This is a genomic window from Mesorhizobium sp. M0019, from assembly GCF_040323975.1.
GTDB lineage: Bacteria > Pseudomonadota > Alphaproteobacteria > Rhizobiales > Rhizobiaceae > Mesorhizobium.
The window spans coordinates 48295-65856 of record NZ_JAMYVK010000017.1; the positions used below are offsets into that span (position 1 = coordinate 48295).

Annotated in this window: 13 protein-coding genes; 10 read left to right on the top strand and 3 right to left on the bottom strand. The window is 63.0% G+C overall.

The features are described from left to right. Positions 1–52: 52 nt before the first annotated feature. On the bottom strand, positions 53–1558 hold the full coding sequence (locus NKK47_RS14630) for a UxaA family hydrolase (protein WP_352577423.1): 1506 nt from the start codon (positions 1556–1558) through the stop codon (positions 53–55). A 256-nt stretch (positions 1559–1814) separates the two neighbouring features. Here NKK47_RS14630 and NKK47_RS14635 point away from each other — a divergent pair, with 256 nt between their 5' ends. The 6 genes from NKK47_RS14635 to gnd all read left to right on the top strand — a co-directional run bounded on the left by NKK47_RS14635 (position 1815) and on the right by gnd (position 7777). Beyond that, on the top strand, positions 1815–2717 hold the full coding sequence (locus NKK47_RS14635; protein WP_352448373.1) for a GntR family transcriptional regulator: 903 nt from the start codon (positions 1815–1817) through the stop codon (positions 2715–2717). A 119-nt stretch (positions 2718–2836) separates the two neighbouring features. Then, a complete protein-coding gene (locus NKK47_RS14640; RefSeq protein WP_352577424.1) occupies positions 2837–3193 on the top strand; it encodes a DUF2946 family protein in 357 nt (118 codons plus the stop codon). Between the two features lie 99 nt (positions 3194–3292). Further along, a complete protein-coding gene (locus tag NKK47_RS14645; protein ID WP_352577425.1) occupies positions 3293–3829 on the top strand; it encodes a copper chaperone PCu(A)C in 537 nt (178 codons plus the stop codon). A gap of 25 nt (positions 3830–3854) precedes the next feature. After that, complete coding sequence (locus NKK47_RS14650; protein ID WP_352577426.1) at positions 3855–4373, top strand: YcnI family copper-binding membrane protein; 519 nt, start codon at positions 3855–3857, stop codon at positions 4371–4373. Between the two features lie 56 nt (positions 4374–4429). Next, positions 4430–6058, top strand: a complete 1629-nt coding sequence (locus NKK47_RS14655) for a copper resistance CopC/CopD family protein (protein WP_352577427.1) — start codon at positions 4430–4432, stop codon at positions 6056–6058. 294 nt (positions 6059–6352) lie between these two features. Continuing rightward, positions 6353–7777, top strand: a complete 1425-nt coding sequence (gene gnd / locus NKK47_RS14660) for an NADP-dependent phosphogluconate dehydrogenase (protein ID WP_352577428.1) — start codon at positions 6353–6355, stop codon at positions 7775–7777. Between the two features lie 249 nt (positions 7778–8026). Here gnd and NKK47_RS14665 read toward each other — a convergent pair whose 3' ends face one another. Further along, positions 8027–11362, bottom strand: coding sequence for an AAA family ATPase (locus NKK47_RS14665; protein WP_352577429.1), 3336 nt, complete (start codon positions 11360–11362; stop codon positions 8027–8029). 399 nt (positions 11363–11761) lie between these two features. Further along, positions 11762–12811: a LacI family transcriptional regulator gene (locus NKK47_RS14670; protein ID WP_254816774.1), complete on the bottom strand. Its 1050-nt coding sequence runs from the start codon at positions 12809–12811 to the stop codon at positions 11762–11764. A gap of 393 nt (positions 12812–13204) precedes the next feature. On the opposite strand from NKK47_RS14670, the gene NKK47_RS14675 reads away from it, so the two are divergent. The 4 genes from NKK47_RS14675 to NKK47_RS14690 all read left to right on the top strand — a co-directional run bounded on the left by NKK47_RS14675 (position 13205) and on the right by NKK47_RS14690 (position 17484). Then, positions 13205–14443, top strand: coding sequence for an ABC transporter substrate-binding protein (locus tag NKK47_RS14675; protein ID WP_352577430.1), 1239 nt, complete (start codon positions 13205–13207; stop codon positions 14441–14443). Positions 14444–14550: 107 nt separating this feature from the next. Continuing rightward, complete coding sequence (locus NKK47_RS14680; protein WP_352577431.1) at positions 14551–15444, top strand: carbohydrate ABC transporter permease; 894 nt, start codon at positions 14551–14553, stop codon at positions 15442–15444. Next, positions 15437–16366: a carbohydrate ABC transporter permease gene (locus NKK47_RS14685; RefSeq protein ID WP_023675222.1), complete on the top strand. Its 930-nt coding sequence runs from the start codon at positions 15437–15439 to the stop codon at positions 16364–16366. The genes NKK47_RS14680 and NKK47_RS14685 overlap by 8 nt, the downstream gene beginning before the upstream one ends. A gap of 5 nt (positions 16367–16371) precedes the next feature. Next, positions 16372–17484 carry an ABC transporter ATP-binding protein gene (locus tag NKK47_RS14690; protein ID WP_352448362.1) on the top strand — a complete coding sequence of 371 codons (1113 nt, stop codon included), beginning with the start codon at positions 16372–16374 and terminating at the stop codon, positions 17482–17484. Positions 17485–17562 lie beyond the last annotated feature (78 nt).

A 17562-nucleotide genomic window follows, 5' to 3' on the forward strand; every position in this document is an offset into this window, starting at 1 on the left:
GTGACGCCTGGCGATCACGTCCGGTGTTCGCGACCGTTTGCGCATGTCCGGCTTAGAGCGTCGCTCCGAGATGCCAAGGCACGAACTCGTTGTCGCCGTAGCCGAACTCTTCGCTCTTGGTCTTGCGGCCCGAAGCCGTCTCGACGATCAGTTCGAAGATCTCGCGGCCCATGCCGGCGATGGTCTTTTCGCCCGAGGCGATGACGCCGCAATTCACGTCCATGTCCTCTTCCATCGTGTGATACATGGTCGAGTTGCTGGCGACCTTGATCGACGGCGTCGGCCGGCAGCCGAAGCAGGAGCCGCGGCCTGTGGTGAAGACGATGACATTGGCGCCGCCCGCCACCTGGCCGGTGGCCGAGACCGGGTCGTAGCCGGGCGTGTCCATGAACACCAGCCCGTGCCCGGTGACCTTTTCGGCATAGCCGAAGACGCCGTTGAGCGGCGTCTGGCCGCCCTTGGCGACCGCGCCGAGCGACTTTTCCAGGATGGTGGTCAGGCCGCCGCGCTTGTTACCCGGTGAGGGATTGTTGTCGATCGATGCGCCATGCTTGGCGACGTGGTCTTCCCACCATTTCACATAACCGTCGAGCTTGGCGGCGATCTCGGGGGTTGCGGCGCGATAGGCGAGCAGGTGCTCGGCGCCGTAGATCTCCGTCGTCTCGGAGAGGATGCCGACACCGCCGACGCCGGCCAAAATGTCGACCGCGGCACCCAGCGCCGGATTGGCGGTGATGCCGGACATGCCGTCGGAGCCGCCGCATTGCAGGCCGACGACGATCTCGCTGACCGGGATCGGCTCACGCTGAAGCTTGCCGACCTCCTCGGCGATCTCGGCCAGCACGACCAACGCCTTCTCGACCGATTTGCGCGAGCCGCCGGCTTCCTGGATGTTGAAATGACGTTTTCCCGCGGCAACGCCCTTCTGGCCGTAGAGGGTGAGCTGGTTGACCTCGCAGCCGAGCCCGACCATCAGCACGCCGCCGAAATTCGGGTGACGGGCATAGCCGGCCAGCGTGCGATGCAGCACCATCATGCCGTCGCCGGTGGCGCTCATGCCGCAGCCCTGGCCGTGGACGATCGGGACGAAGCCGTCGATGCCGGGATATTGCGGCAAAAGCGTGCGGTTCGCGGCGTCGGCGATGGCATGGCAGACGGTGGCCGAGCAATTGACGCTGGCGAGAATGCCGATGAAATTGCGCGTGCCGGCGCGGCCATCGGCGCGGCGGTAGCCCATGAAGGTGCGGGCGCGATCGGCCTCGGTCGCATGCACAGCCTCGCTCGGCGGCACCACCGGCAAACGCCCGCTTTCGAAGACCAGATTGTGCGAATGGACATGCTCGCCGGGCGCGATGTCTTGCGTGGCGCGACCGATCGCCTGGGCGTATTTGACCACGGCCTCGCCGGCCGCAATCGGCTTGATCGCCACTTTGTGGCCCGGCTCGATCACTGCGGCGGCGACGGCGCCGCCCGGCAGCACGGTGCCGATCTCGATGCGGCCATTGGCGACCGCGACATTGTCGGCGGGAGACAGAAGAATGCTGTTTGCGGCGTTCACGGGAGCTTCCTGGGTGTGTTCCTGGGTGCGCGAGCGGATTGACACGCGGCTCTTAACATATAATGTCTTTTATCGTGAAAAAACATTTTTGCGTCAATTGTTTTTTCGCCAGAGCGCGACGCGTCTTTTGGATGCGAGAAGTAGGCTCTACAACCAAAACTAGCGTTGCGCATGATGTTTTCCGAAAAGGTACCGGTTTCATGCGCGAGAAACGCTTCACACTGGCCGCAAACGCAGATGCGCCACGGGGCAGGGGATGTCGAAGAGCAACAACGTTTACAAGGACGCCTATAATCGCGGTCTGAGGCTGCTCGACGAAACCAGGAGCCTGCCTTCGGAGCCGGAGCTGGGTACGCTGCTCGGCGTCAGCCGCACGACGGTCCGCACTATCCTTGCGCGCATGGAAGAAACCGGGCTGATCGACTGGAACAAGCGCAGCAAGACGGTCCTGCGCGAACCGCGACCGGACGATTTCTTCCCCGAGGAAGAAACCGACACGCTGGCCGAGATCATCGAGCGCTCCTTCATGCGGCGGCTGCTTGCCAGCGGTGCCGAAGCCGGCATGCAGATCAACGAGCTCGAACTGGCGCGCGAGATCGGCGTCGGCACCACCAGCGTGCGCGAATTCCTGATCCGCTTCTCGCGCTTCGGGCTGATCGAGAAGCGCCGCAACAGCCACTGGGTGCTGAAAGGCTTTACCCGCGCCTTCGCGCTGGAGCTGACCGAAATCCGCGAGATGTTCGAACTGCGCTCGGCCGCAGCCTTTGCCGCTCTGCCCGAGGACAGCCCGGTGTGGGCCGACCTCGACCGCCTGGAAGACGAGCATCACCGGCTGGAGCGCGAGATCGCCGTGCGCTTCAACGAATTCTCCGAGCTTGACGAGCGCTTTCACCGGCTGATCCATCGGGCGTCGCACAACCGCTTCATCGTCGATTTCTACGACGTCATCGCCATGATCTTCCACTACCACTACCAGTGGAACAAGGCGCAGGAGCGCGAGCGCAACGAAGTCGCGGTCCAGGAGCATCTCGCCTATATCGCCGCGCTCAAATCGCGCGATCTCGCCAAGGTCGACGCCGCCTGCCGCAAGCACCTGAAATCGGCCCGCCACACGCTGCTGACGTCCATTCCCGAGGGCAGGCAGCCGCAACGCGCGTGATTGTGTTGCGTTGCCGCAGCAACGTTTTGGCGATTTTCCGGCCGCCGGCTCCGTGCTAGAGAGCTGACGTTGCTGCGTGAAGAGGCTGGTTCTTGACCATACGCCGGAGACGATGGAGCATGCCGGTCGCGTTCGCCGCGGCGTGGCTTTTCGTGCTCCAGTCGATGTTCGGCGCGTTTGCTTCCGGCGGCGAGCCGAACGCCTCGCAATTCGATGCTTTCGGCAACACGATCTGCACCCATGACGGTGCGGCGCAACTCCCCGCCGGCGATCCGCATCAGCAGCACATGCCGGCTTGCTGCATGCTTGGCTGCAACCTCGTTTCGGCGGTCTACGCGCCGCTGGATGCAGCCGGGAGCCTGGCTCGCAGCCTTTCCGTCGAAACCATCGCCTTTATCCTGCCGGCCTTCCGGCATCGCGATTTCGCCCGCGCCCGCACTCCGTCCAATCCGCGCGCACCACCGGCGACGGCCTGATCCGTTCTGGTTCGCGCCGCGCAACGCTTTGCCGGCGCGTTTATCGACATCATTCGCGACCGGCCATCGGCGCGATCCCCTAAAGTCCACGGAGCAATCATGTCTCACTCTTTTCGCGCTGCCGCATCCAGCCGCAGGCGCTTCTCACTGGGTAGTTTCGAGCAGCGTCTCGGCGTCGCCCTCTGCGTTCTTGCCCTCCTGTTCGCCAGCGCCCAGACGGTGTTGGCGCACGAGTTCAAGCTTGGCGATCTCGAGATCGGGCACCCCTGGTCGCGGGCCACGCCAGCCGGCGCCAAGGTGGCCGGCGGCTACTTCACCATCACCAACACCGGCAGTGCGCCGGATCGCCTGCTGTCGATCACCTCCGACATTTCGGCCAAGGCCGAACTGCACGAGATGGGCGTCAGCAATGGCGTGATGACGATGCGGCCGGTCACCGGCGGCCTCGAAATCCCGGCTGGCGGCAAGGTCGCATTGGCGCCCAACGGCTATCATTTGATGTTCATGGATTTGAAGCGGCAGCCCAAGGAGGGCGAAATGTTCTCCGCCACGCTGACCTTCGAAAAAGCCGGGCCCGTGCAGATTGAATTCGCCGTGCAAGGCATCGGCAGCGCGCCGCCCCAGGACGACGACTGACTTGGCCGCTTCGAGAGGTAGCATCATGAAGAGATCTCTTTTGCCCGGCTGCGTGCTTCTTGTCCTCGGGACCAGCGCGGCCTTTGCCCACATCACGCTCGAAACGCCGGAGGCGGCGGTGGGCTCGACCTACAAGGCGGTTCTTCGGGTGCCGCATGGCTGCGAGGGCAAGGCGACGACCGCCGTGCGCGTGCAGATCCCGGAAGGGGTGCTTTCGGTCAAACCGATGCCGAAGCCGGGTTGGACGCTGCAGGTCAAGAACGGCAAATACGAGAAGTCCTATCAGCTCTACGGCCAGGCAGTGACCAGCGGCGTCAAGGAGATCGACTGGAGCGCCGGCAGCCTGCCGGACGAATTCTACGACGAATTCGTCTTTCGCGCGACACTGGCGGCGGATCTGCCGGCAGGCCAGATGCTGCATTTCCCGGTGGTGCAGGAATGTGACGGGGTTGCCGATCGCTGGATCGAAATTCCGGCGGCCGGGCAGGCTGAGGACGCGCTGGAATTTCCGGCGCCCGGCCTCAAGCTGCTGCCGAAGAAGTGATCCTTACGCGGCGCGCTCTATCCGAAAGAGCGCGCCGCTGTCTTTGTGGCGGTGACATGAGCGCGGCATCCATCCTGCGAACGGCCTGCACAACCGGCCGGCTTGCCATCGGCCTGCTGGCTGCGATTGTGCTGCTTGCCACCATTGCCGCGCCAAACGCTGCCTTCGCCCATGCGGCGCTGATCCAGGCCGAGCCGGCTGACGGTGCGGTGCTGGCGCAGAGCCCGTCGCAGATGTCGCTGACCTTCAGCGAGCCGGTTTCGCCGCTGGTGCTGACGCTGGTGCGGCCCGACGGGACGTCGATCCCGCTGAGCTCTTTCCGGCTCAGCGGCCAGACCGTCGAGATCGACAATCCGCAGGCGCTGACATCCGGCACGCATGTGCTGAGCTGGCGGGTGATTTCCGCCGACGGCCATCCGGTCGGCGGCTCGGTGCTGTTCTCGGTCGGTGCACCGAGTGCTGCGCCGGCCGCCTCCGAAGCTGTCGACCGGGAGCTTCGAACGGCGATCTGGATCGGCAAGGTTTTTCTATATATCGGCCTGTTCTTCGGCGTCGGCGGTGCCTTTGCGCTGGCCTGGCTGGCACAAGGCGGCCGATCCGGCCAGAACATGATCGTCGCCGCGATCCTGTGCGGGCTGGCCGCCGCAGTTTTGTCGCACGGCTTCCAGGGGCTGGATGCACTCGGCGCGCCGCTTGCCCGGCTGGCGCAGCCGGTCATCTGGCAGACGGGGCTTGGCACCAGCTTCGGCTGGACGGTGCTGATCGCGCTGATGGCGCTCGGCCTTGGCCTATTATCGCTGGTCGTGCCGCCCGCCGACGCAAAGCCGCTGGCCTTGGCCGGACTGGTTGGCGTCGGCGCAGCACTTGCCGCCAGCGGGCATGCCAGTGCCGCCGAGCCGCAATGGCTGACCCGGCCGATGGTGTTTCTGCACGCCACTGGTATCGCCGTCTGGGCCGGGGCGCTGGCGCCGCTCGGTCTTGCCTTGAAACGGCAGCCGGACAAAGCCGGGCCGTTGCTGCGCCGGTTTTCGCGAGCGATCCTTTTCGTCGTGGCCGTACTTGCGGCAGCCGGCATCGTGCTCGCCGTCATCCAGGTGCGAACGCCGTCGGCGCTGGTCCACACCGCTTATGGCCGGCTGCTGCTGCTCAAGCTGGCGCTGCTCGTCTTTCTGTTCACGCTCGCCGCCGTCAATCGCTTCAAGCTTACGGCCCCGGCCGAGGCAGGAAATACCGAGGTCCAGAGGCGGCTGGCCCGCTCGATCGCCATCGAGGTGTTGATCGTGGTCGCGATCTTCGGCGTTGCCTCCGGCTGGCGCTTCACGCCGCCGCCGCGCGCGCTGGCGATCGCCGCGGCACAGCCGGCGTCGGTGCATATCCACACACTGCAAGCGATGGCCGACCTCAGCATTGCGCCCGGCCATGCCGGGCTTGTTGCCGCTTCGATCTTCATCATGACCGGCGATTTCGGCCCGCTCGACGCCAAGCAGGTAACGCTGGTACTGTCAAAGCCCGATTCCGGCATCGAACCCATCAAGCGCCCGGCGACGAGGCTTGGCGACGGCACCTGGCGCGTCGACGATCTCGTCATTCCGGTCGCTGGCCGGTGGACGGCGCGGCTCGATATCCTGGTCTCGGATTTCGAGATGGTGAAGATAGAGGCGCCGATCGACATCAGGCCGGAGTGACGTGCTGATATTCAGGTGATGCCGGCCTGCAAATGGCGGTATCCTGCGCTTCTGGTGATCACGTACTTTGAGTACGCTCCGCTCCGGTTCTCGGAAACCACCTGTTGGGTCGCTTACGCGCCCGTCTTCGACCCCGGCTCGGCCTGACCTGCATCTCAACACGCCCCGGCTGCAAGACAATTCGGCGAGGCGGTTGACGCGGCCGCGAACCCCCGTCAATCATCGCCATCAAGAATGGGCGTCCAACCCAATCGCGGGCTCAAACCAACAAGATCCGAAAGCAGGGAAGAAACGATGGAAAAAGCCGAAATAGGCCTGATCGGCCTTGGCACGATGGGTTCCAACCTGGCGCTCAATATCGCCGAGAAGGGGCACCGCATCGCCGTCTTCAATCGTACCGCGGCGCGCACCGATGCCTTTGTCGAAAATGCCGGCGCGCTTCGGGATAGGATGGTGCCCTGCTACGGCCTCGAAGAACTGGCCGCCGCGATCCGGCCGCCGCGGCCGATCATCATCATGGTGCTGGCCGGCAAGCCGGTCGACGAGCAGATCGCGGCATTGCGCGGCGTGCTGTCGGCCAACGACATCGTCATCGACGCCGGCAATGCCAATTTCCGCGATACGATGCGGCGCTTCTCCGAGCTTACCGATTCGGGCCTGACCTTCATCGGCATGGGCGTGTCCGGCGGCGAGGAGGGCGCACGTCACGGTCCCTCTATCATGGTCGGCGGCACCGAAGAGTCCTGGAAGCGCGTCGAAAAGGTGCTGACCGCCATCTCGGCCAAGTTCAAGGGCGAGCCTTGCGCGGCGTGGCTTGGCACCGACGGCGCCGGCCATTTCGTCAAGACCATCCACAACGGCATCGAATATGCCGACATGCAGATGATCGCCGAGATCTACGGCATATTGCGCGACGGGCTCGGCATGGGGCCGAAAGAGATCGCCGAGGTGTTTTCCCAGTGGAACACGGGTCGGCTCAATTCGTACCTGATCGAGATCACCGCCAAGGTGCTGGCCGCCGACGATCCCAAGACCGGCAAACCGGTGGTCGACATCATCCTCGACCGCGCCGGCCAGAAAGGCACCGGCAAATGGTCGGTGATCGAGGCGCAGCAGCTCGGCATCCCGGCCACCGCGATCGAGGCGGCTGTGGCGGCACGCGTGCTGTCGTCGATCAAGGACGAGCGGCTTGCCGCCGAAAAGGTCTATGGCGGCGGCGTGAGCAAGATTTCCGGAGACAGGGACGCCCTGCTCGCCGATCTCGAGCTGGCTCTGTTTGCCGGCAAGATCGCCGCCTACGCGCAAGGATTCGCGGTGATGAGCGGCGCGTCGAAGGAATTCAACTGGAACCTGCCGATGCCGGTCATCGCCAAGATCTGGCGGGCCGGCTGCATCATCCGCTCGCAATTGCTGGATACGATGGCGGAGGCCTTCGGCGGCGGCGGCGCAGCCACCAACCTGTTGATGGCGCCGGCTTTCGTCTCATTGATGCAGGAGGCACATCCGTCGCTTCGCCGTGTCGTCGCAAGGGCGGCCGAAGCCGGCTCGCCGGTGCCGGCCCTGTCATCTGCACTTGCCTATTTCGACAGTTACCGGCAGGGCCGCGGCACTTCGAACCTGATCCAGGCGCAGCGCGATTTCTTCGGCGCGCACGGCTTCGAGCGCATCGATGGGCAGGGCGCTTTCCATGGTCCTTGGGGGAGCGGAGCGGGCGGTTAGCGCCTAATGTCGGCCCTGGAGGCAAAATTTGCCTCCGCCCGGAAGCGGACATCGCGTGTGACCATGCTGGAAGTCGTGGTCGCGCCGTAGCGGACCTACGGGGGGACAAGCGTAAACGTCTCATCTAAACCATTCCCGTTACATTCCGGTCCAGACGGACGAAGGTGCCCTTGGGTGCGCAATGAGCCAAGCAGATTGTATCCAGTCGACGCTAACCAGTCGTTGGAGCCCCACGCAAGGCGGCGAAACTCATTGGCCCAGCGTGTCCAGCGCCCTTTGCGCTGCGATCAGGTCGACGACCGGATATCTGGTTTCAAGTGCGTCGATCACGGATCGTAGGCGCGTCGCGGCCTCATGGACACGACCTTGAAGTGCCAGAACTGGTGCTAGTTGCGTTGCGGCGCGAAGCTCGAAGAGTGTCGCTTGCTGCCGACGGGCAGTAGCAATTGCTGTTTCGAATAGGTGCGCGGCGCCCGTCAGGTCACCTCTGCCTGCGGCGATCTGGCCACGAAGGCGAATGCATTCTGCTAGGTAGCTCGCCTCGTCCGTATCGAAAACGAGGGTATCGACATCATCAAGCATTTGCGATGCATTTTCGATGCGACCGGCCCGCAGGAGAAGATCACAAAGTTCGCATGTTTTCTCAGGGGTATGAAATACGACGCCCCGCCCACGCCAAAGAACCACACTCTCCCGGACGTCATCGATGCCGGCATCCAGTTCACCTAAATGCGAGCGGGCATGGCCACGCCACCTAATGCCGCTGCTTCGACGCGCCGCGTAGCCATGCCGATCGCAAATCTCGACGATCTTCGTAGCGGTCTCAAGTAGTTCCTCGTATTGACCGAATATAGCAAAAAATTCACACTGAGCGAGAAGATACCAGGCGAGGTCGAAGGGTTTCTCGAGCTGACCGGCAGTTCGAATCAGTTGCTCTTTTTGTTCGACGGCATGGTCAAAGAAGCCCAATATGATCAGCGAACCGCTAAGATACTCTTGGGCAGAGAGACGTTGATCCGCACCAGCGAACAAGATACGACGACTTGCTTCAACACGTTCAATCAGAGCTAAGGCCTTGCGTAGGGCCTCCGCTGCCAGCGGTTGTTCTCCCCGGTTGTAGTGAGCAATCCCCTTTGCCGCCCAAAGTGCACTCAAATAGGCCGCTGGAACAAGATTGGCATCGTTTGCGAGCTGCTCTTCGGCCAGGGTCAGGTAATCCTGATTGCGCCCAGTGGCATAAAAAAATGGAGCGAGTGAAAGCGCAACGTCACATTGCAATTCGACCAATGCAGTGTTCGCAGCGGCGAGACGTGCATCTTCAAGCGTCTTCCCAAGGCGCTCAGAATGATACCCTTCAGCCTGCATCAAGGCATTGGCCATCGCAAGGTGGAGACGTGTCATCCGTTCGGAGCCGCCGAACACATCGCCAAGTCTCCTGCTGCAGTCAATAGCACTGGTAAAGTGCGACACGGCTTCTCTAGTGGCAGCTCTGGCCACGGCGGCCCTTCCCGCCTTTTGCCAGTGATCGAGCGCGCCCGCCCAATCCCCACCTTCCTGAAGGTGGTGCGCGAGGAGCTCGGGTTGCGCTTCAGTGATTTCGGTCCACTTTTCCTCCAACACATCTGCGACACGCTTATGTATCTCCTGGCGCTTGGCGCGCAGCAGCGTGCCATACGCTGCGTCCTGAACCAGCGCATGCTTGAAGAGGTAAGTGGCCAGTGGCCGCGTCCCGCGGCAAAACACCAGACCGGCGCCGACGAGCTGATCCAGTGCGCCATTTAGCTCAGCGGCATTTCGCTGTGCGACCGCTGCCAGCAATTCGTGGGAGAACTCCCGACCGAGAACCCCGCCGACCTGTGCGACCTCCATAACGGCTGAGCCGAGGCGATCGAGCCGCGCCATCAACGAGGCATGCAGCGTGGCGGGTACGTTCAACGCCGTCGTAGCGGCTCTTGAGAGCACTGTCCTGGTGTTGCCGCCCTCCAACACCGCCTTGGTCAGTTCCTCGACGAACAGTGGCACCCCATCAGTGCGCTCGATGATCTCCGCAACAACGTCGCTTGGCAGCTCCCCTGTGCCGACGACCCGCTGGACCAGCGCGGCGCCTTCACGACGGTCGAGCCGGTTGAGGACAAGAACCGTGACGTGCGCCTGCCCGGTCCACGGCGGTCGAAACTCGGGGCGGAACGTGAGGAGAAGCAGCACTGGCAGGAGCGGCACCCGCTCGATTACAAGGTCGAGCAGCTCGCGCGAGCTGGGGTCGATCCAGTGCACATCCTCGAAGAGCATCAGCACCGGACCTTGTCGCGCCAGGTCTTCGAGCTGCCGGAGCAGTGCATCGAAGGTTTTCTCTTTCTTACGCTGGGGCGTCAGTTGGAGTGGCGGGAAGCGACCTTCGGTCGGCAACGACAGCAGCTCGGCCAGCAGCGCCCCGTCCTCCGGCGAGGCCGCGGCAAGCAGGGCCGCAAGCTTATCCAGCTTCCTCTCAGGCGGGTCGTCGCGCTCCAACCCAGCGGCACGTTCTAGCTGCGCAATGGTCGGGTGGAGCGCGCTGTCTTGACGGTGCGGCGAACAGAAATAGCGCAAGCGGGTGTGTGGCTCATTCTGGATCCGCTCCTGCAAGGTGACGGTGAGGCGCGACTTTCCGATGCCGGGCTCGCCTGAGAGCAGCACCACACGACCTTCACCACTCTTCGCACGATGCCAGTGGCGCTGCAGCAGGTCGACCTCCTCCTCACGCCCGACCAGCGGCGTGGGCGTCGTCCCATGCAGCGCCTCGAACCGGCTTTCGACAGCGCTCTCACGAAACACTCGATAGGGATGGATCGGCTCCGGAAAGCCTTTCACCTCGACGGCGCCAAGATCGCGATATTCGAAAAGATCGCCGACCAGTTGCCGCGTTTGCGGCCCGATCACGACCGTGCCGGGTTCGGCAAGAGCTTGTAGGCGGGCGGCGAGGTTCGGGGTCTCGCCCACGACGCCGCGCTCTTGACCTTCGCCAGCGGTGATCAGATCGCCTACGATAACCTGTCCGGTGCCGATGCCGATACGAACCCGCAATGGCTCGGGCTCTGGCAGTCGCCTAACGGCATTAACGAGAGCAAGGCCCGCGCGCACCGCCTGCTCGGCGGCGTTCTCGTGCGCCTGCGGGTAGCCGAAATACACCAAAACTCCGTCGCCCATATACTTGGCGACAAAGCCGCCGAAGTTGGTGACCGTATCGGCGACACAGCGGTGATACGCTCCGATGGTCTCACGCAGGTCTTCGGGATCCAGACGCGTCGCCAGCGCCGTCGAGCCGACGAGGTCCACGAACATTACGGTCAGCTGTCGACGCTCCGCGCTTGGCTCCCGGGTGCGGCTCTGAGCCGCAATGTCATCGGTGCTCGCGTCGCGATGGCTTGACGACGGCCCCAGCCCCGCTACCGCCTTGCGGAATCGCTTGCGATGACCGAGGAGCATACCGAGCTTCTCAAGGTCGGCATCGGTCAGCTCCGGCAGGACTTCCGCGTCAATCGCGTTGTCGCGAAATGCCTGCTCGTATTGCTGGAGGCCGAGGCCTCGCAACCAAGCGGCAACGTCCACACCAGCTCTCCTAAGAATTCGGTTCCCTCAGCCGCGATATTAACTCAGATGCCAGGGAAATGCTGTAGACTCGGATTTATGTCGAAGCTGGAGGTCCCTCTCGAAGAATTGGGGCTTGGAGCCCGACATGGTTGCCGAGGCGGTGATGGCTTTGGCGGCAAAGCGGACGATACGCTCCTAGTGATCAAGCATCCGCCTCGGGTCAGGTCACGACGATGTTCGCGACGACCTGAATGTCGGCTCTCTTGTATCCCAGCCTCGAGGCCGCCAGTCCGCTTCCGGCCCCCAAGGCTGCCAGTCAGCAGCGCGCATTTTGCAGCCAAGTGGAATCACTTGGCGTCGCACAAATGCGGCTAAGACAAATAGATGGAGCCCAGTTCAATTTGAACGTATCCCGCTCTAGTCGGGACGGCGATAGGCCTGCACTTCGCCCGGCTCGCTCAGGCTTTGCAGGGTGCCGGGTGCGGCGCCGCCGATCCAGCCCAGCACCGAGCGGGCGAGTTCGGCGCCGGCCAGTCGGAAGTTCTCGTTGACGACCAGCAATTCGCTGCGAAACAGGTGCAGAAGCTCCGACGATTGTTTGGACACCACATCGACATCGCGGCCAAGCTTGAGGCCGGCGTCTTCGATGCCGGCGACGATGGCGAGCGTCGCGGCGGCGGCGCTGCTGATGAAACCGTCCGGGCGGCTTTCGCGGCGCATCAGCTGCGCGGTCCGCATTCTGATCTGCTCGATCGAATGATCGATCGAAACGGTGTTGAACGGAATCTCGCTGGCGCCGACCTCGCTCAGCGCATCGGCAAAGCCGGCGAGCGTGTGGCCGTGATAGGTCAGCTCGACCGGCGGCGCCAACAGAGCCAGGCGGCGGCGGCCGAGGCCGGCCAGATGGCGCACTGCCTCGGCTGCGAAAGCGTAATTGTCGAAATCATGGTAGGGATGGATCAGCCCCATATCGGTGCGGCCATGCGTGGCAAAGGGGATGCCGCGCTCCAGCATATAACGGGCCCTCGGATCGTTCGGCTGCGTGCGCGAAATGATGACGCCGTCGGCTGAACCGGTTTCCACGAGGTAGCGGATCGGGTCGAGCGGATCCTGCGAGCGCGAGTAGGGTGTCACGATCAAATGGTAGGGCGTGTCGGCAATGACTTCGGAAACGCCGTAGATGATATCCGAGACAAAGCTCATAATCTCGTGCTCGGTGTTGAGCACCAGGCTGATGACATTGGTCTTGCCGGTGCGCAGGCGGACGCCGGCACGGTTGGGCCGATAACCGATCTGCTTGGCGACAAGCTGGACGCGCCGCCTGGTCTCGGCGCCGATCTCGGGCGCATCCTTCAGCGCGCGCGACACGGTGGTGACGCCCAGCCCGGTCATGAAGGCGAGCGTCTTCAGTGTCGGCCGGCCCTGGCCCGACGCTTCGTCGGCCTTCTCTTTTTGATGCCTGTTCATTCATCCCGCCCCGTCAGGCGCATAACAGTTGCCGGACAGGCCGGCAATCGGCCGGCCGCGGGTTCGCCGCGGGCCCTCACCGAATGAAACCGCTATATACTGAAACGTTACAGATTGTCACGACCATCGCCATATCACTGGTGACAGATGCAGAACGAGCGGTGCTGCAGTCGGTGCAAAACCGTGATTGGAACGGGCTTTTCCGATTTTTTGGCGTCGCAGCATTCCATTTTGCAGTGCAACCCCTCTTGTTGCGATGCGGTAGGCCGACGAGCCGCGCGATTTTATTCGCGCTTCGAAAAAACTTGATGCCACCTTCGCCTGAGGGGTTGCGCGCCTCAAGCAATTGCCGTATCGAAAATCTGTAACGTTTCAGATTCTGGGAGGAACGAAATGCGATACCAACTCATGACTGCTGCGCTGGCTGCGACGGTCGCGCTGCAATTTGCCGGCCCGGCGGCCGCGACGGATCTGGAAGTCACCCATTGGTGGACCTCCGGCGGCGAGGCGGCAGCGGTCGCCGAACTCGCCAAGGCTTTCGACGCAACCGGCAATCACTGGGTTGACGGCGCCATCGCCGGCTCCGGCGGCACGGCGCGGCCGATCATGATCAGCCGCATCACCGGCGGCGACCCGATGGGCGCGACCCAGTTCAATCACGGCCGGCAGGCGGAAGAATTGGTGCAGGCCGGGCTGATGCGCGACCTCACCGATCTCGCCACCAAGGAAAAGTGGACGGAAATCGTGCAGCCGAAGAGCCTGCTCGACGGCTGTACCCTCGACGGCAAGATCTATTGCGTGCCGGTCAACATCCACTCCTGGCAGTGGCTGTGGCTGTCGAACGCGGCCTTCGAAAAAGCCGGCGTGCCGGTGCCGAAGAACTGGAATGAATATGTCGCTGCGGCGCCCGCGCTTGAAAAGGCAGGCATCCAGCCGCTAGCGGTCGGCGGCCAGCCCTGGCAGGCCTCCGGCGCTTTCGACGTGCTGCTTGCGGCGGTCGGCGGCACCGACGCCTTCCTCAAGGTCTACAAGGACAAGGACGCGGAATTCGCCGCCGGGCCCGAGGTCGCCAAGGTCTTCAAGGCCGCGGACGATGCCCGCAAGATGGCCAAGAACACCAATGTGCAGGACTGGAACCAGGCCACCAATCTGGTCATCACCGGCAAGGCGGGCGGCCAGATCATGGGTGACTGGGCGCAGGGCGAGTTCCAGGTTGCCGGCCAGACCGCCGGCAAGGACTATACTTGCCTTCCGGGCCTCGGTCTCAACGAGGTCATCGCCACCGGCGGCGACGCTTTCTACTTCCCGCTGCTGAAGGATCCCGAAAGATCGAAGGCACAGGAAGTGCTGGCCCACACGCTGCTCGATCCCAAGACGCAGGTCGCCTTCAATCTCAAGAAAGGCTCGCTGCCGGTGCGCGGCGACGTCGACCTCAAGGCGGCGAACGACTGCATGAAGAAGGGGCTCGAAATTCTCGCCAAGGGCAATGTCATGCCGTGGACCGACCAGCTGCTTTCGCAGGATACGCAGAAGCAGAAGGAGGATCTTTTCTCCGAGTTCTTCGCCAAGCAGGACATGACCGTGGAAGATGCGCAGAAGCGCTTCGCCGCCATTGTCGGTTCGGCCGATTGAGCGATCGACCGACCGCCTCACTCCCGCCCCTGCAAACGCAGGGTCGGGAGCTCGGGTCAAGGCCTCTTGACCCTCCGGCCCTTACCCGATCCAGCGCGGCTGTGCAGATGAGCAAGAGCGAACGCCCTAGCCAACTCTTTCGCAACCTCAATGCGAAGATCGCCTCGATCCCAATGATCCTCACCGCGCTGGTGATCTTTGTCGGCGGCAGCGCGTGGACGGTGCTTTATTCCTTCACCAGTTCGAAGCTCCTGCCACGGCTGAATTTCGTCGGGCTCGACCAGTACTACCGGCTGTGGTCGGTGCCGCGCTGGCTGGTCTCGATCGAGAACCTGCTGATCTACGGCGTGCTGTCGCTGCTGTTCTCGCTGGTGATCGGCTTCCTGCTTGCCGCCCTGCTCGACCAGAAGATCCGGTTCGAGGACACGTTCCGGACCATTTTCCTCTATCCCTTCGCCCTCTCCTTCATCGTCACCGGCCTCGTCTGGCAGTGGTTGCTCAACCCCGAGTTCGGGATCCAGGCAGTGGTGCGCAGCCTCGGCTGGACGAGCTTCAGCTTCAATCCGCTCTATGATTCCAGCATCGTCATCTACGGCATATTGATCGCCGCTCTCTGGCAGGGCACCGGGCTCATCATGTGCCTGATGCTGGCCGGCCTGCGCGGGATCGACGAGGATATCTGGAAGGCAGCGCGGGTCGACGGGATACCGACCTGGAAGACCTATCTGTTCATCATCATACCGATGATGCGGCCGGTCTTCATCACCACGCTCGTCATCATCGCTGCCGGTATAGTCAAGATCTATGACCTGGTTGTCGCCCAGACCAGCGGCGGGCCCGGCATCGCCTCCGAAGTCCCGGCCAAATATGTCTATGACTACATGTTCTTCGCCCAGAACCTCGGTCAGGGGTTCGCCGCCTCGACCATGATGCTGCTGTCGGTGATCATCGTCATCGTGCCGTGGGCCTATCTTGAGTTTGGAGGCAAGAAGCGTGTCTGACCATACCGTTTCCTTGCCGGCCGGCCCCGGCACGCTCGAAGCGTACGGGCCGAGCGGGCCGAAGCCGCGGCATATGTTCTCGCGCCGCAACATCTTCCTCTACGGCACGCTCATCGTGGTGGCGCTCTACTATCTTTTGCCGCTCTATGTGATGGTGGTGACATCGCTCAAAGGCATGCCCGAGATACGCCTCGGCAACATCTTCTCGCCGCCGATGGAGATCACCTTCGAGCCGTGGGTCAAGGCCTGGTCGAGCGCCTGCACCGGGCTCAACTGCGACGGGCTGTCGCGTGGCTTCTGGAATTCGGTGCGCATCACGATCCCGTCGGTGATCCTGTCGATCGCGCTCGCCTCGGTGAACGGCTATGCGCTTGCCAACTGGCGCTTCAAAGGTGCCGACACCTTCTTCATCATCCTGATCGTCGGCGCCTTCATCCCCTATCAGGTGATGATCTATCCGATCGTCATCATCCTGCGCGAAGTCGGCCTTTACGGCAGCCTCAGCGGCCTGGTGATCGTCCATTCCATCTTCGGCATGCCGATCCTCACACTGTTGTTCCGCAACTACTTTACCTCCATGCCGGAGGAGCTGTTCCGGGCAGCGCGTGTCGATGGCGCCGGCTTCTGGGGCATTTATTTCCGCATCATGCTGCCGATGTCGCTGCCGATCTTTGTCGTCGCCATCATCCTGCAGGTGACCGGCATCTGGAACGACTTCCTGTTCGGCGTCGTCTACACCCGCCCCGACACCTATCCGATGACGGTGCAGCTCAACAACATCGTCAACTCGGTGCAAGGCGTGAAGGAATACAACGTCAACATGGCAGCCACCATCCTGACCGGCCTGGTGCCGCTGATCGTCTATTTCCTGTCCGGAAAATTGTTTGTGCGCGGCATCGCCGCCGGCGCGGTGAAAGGATGATGGCGATGAACGCAAACGGCAGCATTGCGGCAAACGGCACCAGCGTCTCGATCCAGAACCTGTCGCTGAATTTCGGTGCAATATCGGTGCTGCAGACGCTCAACCTCGATGTCGCCGAAGGCGAGTTCATCGTGCTGCTCGGCCCGTCCGGCTGCGGCAAGTCGACCTTGCTCAACTGCATCGCCGGGCTGCTCGACGTTTCCGAAGGCCGCATCTTCATCAAGGGCAAGAACGTCACCTGGGAAGAGCCCAAGGATCGCGGCATCGGCATGGTGTTCCAGTCCTACGCGCTCTATCCGCAGATGACGGTGGAGAAGAACCTGTCGTTCGGGCTGCGCGTTGCCGGCCTCGCCAAGGACGAGATCGCCAAGCGCATCGCCCGGGCCGCCGAGATCCTGCAGATCGAACCGCTTTTGCATCGCAAGCCGGCGGCGCTGTCCGGCGGCCAGCGCCAGCGCGTGGCGATCGGGCGCGCACTTGTGCGTGACGTCGATGTCTTTCTGTTCGACGAGCCGCTCTCCAATCTCGACGCCAAGCTGCGCGCGGAATTGCGCGTCGAAATCAAGCTGCTGCATCGCAAGCTCGAGAACACCATGATCTACGTCACCCACGACCAGATCGAGGCGATGACGCTGGCCGACCGTATCGCCGTGATGAAGGGCGGCGTCATCCAGCAGCTCGATGCGCCGCAGACCATCTATAACCGGCCGGTCAACCGGTTTGTCGCCGGCTTCCTCGGCTCGCCGGCAATGAACTTCCTCGACGGCAGACTGGAGCAAGCGGCAGGCGACTGGCACTTCGTCGCCGAGGATGTGCGGATACCGCTTGCCACCTATGCTTTCGAGAAGGACCCGGTGCCAGGGCCGGCCGTGTTCGGCATCCGCCCCGAGCACGTGGCGTTCAACAGCGGCACGGGATGGCCGTTCGCAGCCACGGCAAATGTCGAGGTCGTCGAGCCCATGGGTTCCGACACGCTGGTCTGGCTGAAGCTCGCCGGCCAGAATTTCACGGTGCGGGTGACAGCCGAGCGCACGCCAAACAACGCCGAGGCGGTCGGCATCGGTTTTGACCCGATGCGCGCCTCGCTTTTCGACGCCGCCACAGGTAACCGCCTCTAGAGCATGATTAGCCTCCCAAGACTCTTCCACTCCCCCAAGACTCATCCCCCCAAAACTAACCATCCACAAGAAAACGGA

Bases quoted from the DNA above. Each gene is read 5' to 3' on its own strand.
- NKK47_RS14675 (WP_352577430.1), top strand. From the start codon at position 13,205: ATGCGATACCAACTCATGACTGCTGCGCTGGCTGCGACGGTCGCGCTG.
- NKK47_RS14690 (WP_352448362.1), top strand. From the start codon at position 16,372: ATGAACGCAAACGGCAGCATTGCGGCAAACGGCACCAGCGTCTCGATC.
- NKK47_RS14670 (WP_254816774.1), bottom strand. From the start codon at position 12,811: ATGAACAGGCATCAAAAAGAGAAGGCCGACGAAGCGTCGGGCCAGGGC.
- NKK47_RS14635 (WP_352448373.1), top strand. From the start codon at position 1,815: ATGTCGAAGAGCAACAACGTTTACAAGGACGCCTATAATCGCGGTCTG.
- NKK47_RS14650 (WP_352577426.1), top strand. From the start codon at position 3,855: ATGAAGAGATCTCTTTTGCCCGGCTGCGTGCTTCTTGTCCTCGGGACC.
- NKK47_RS14645 (WP_352577425.1), top strand. From the start codon at position 3,293: ATGTCTCACTCTTTTCGCGCTGCCGCATCCAGCCGCAGGCGCTTCTCA.
- gnd (WP_352577428.1), top strand. From the start codon at position 6,353: ATGGAAAAAGCCGAAATAGGCCTGATCGGCCTTGGCACGATGGGTTCC.
- NKK47_RS14655 (WP_352577427.1), top strand. From the start codon at position 4,430: ATGAGCGCGGCATCCATCCTGCGAACGGCCTGCACAACCGGCCGGCTT.
- NKK47_RS14640 (WP_352577424.1), top strand. From the start codon at position 2,837: ATGCCGGTCGCGTTCGCCGCGGCGTGGCTTTTCGTGCTCCAGTCGATG.
- NKK47_RS14680 (WP_352577431.1), top strand. From the start codon at position 14,551: ATGAGCAAGAGCGAACGCCCTAGCCAACTCTTTCGCAACCTCAATGCG.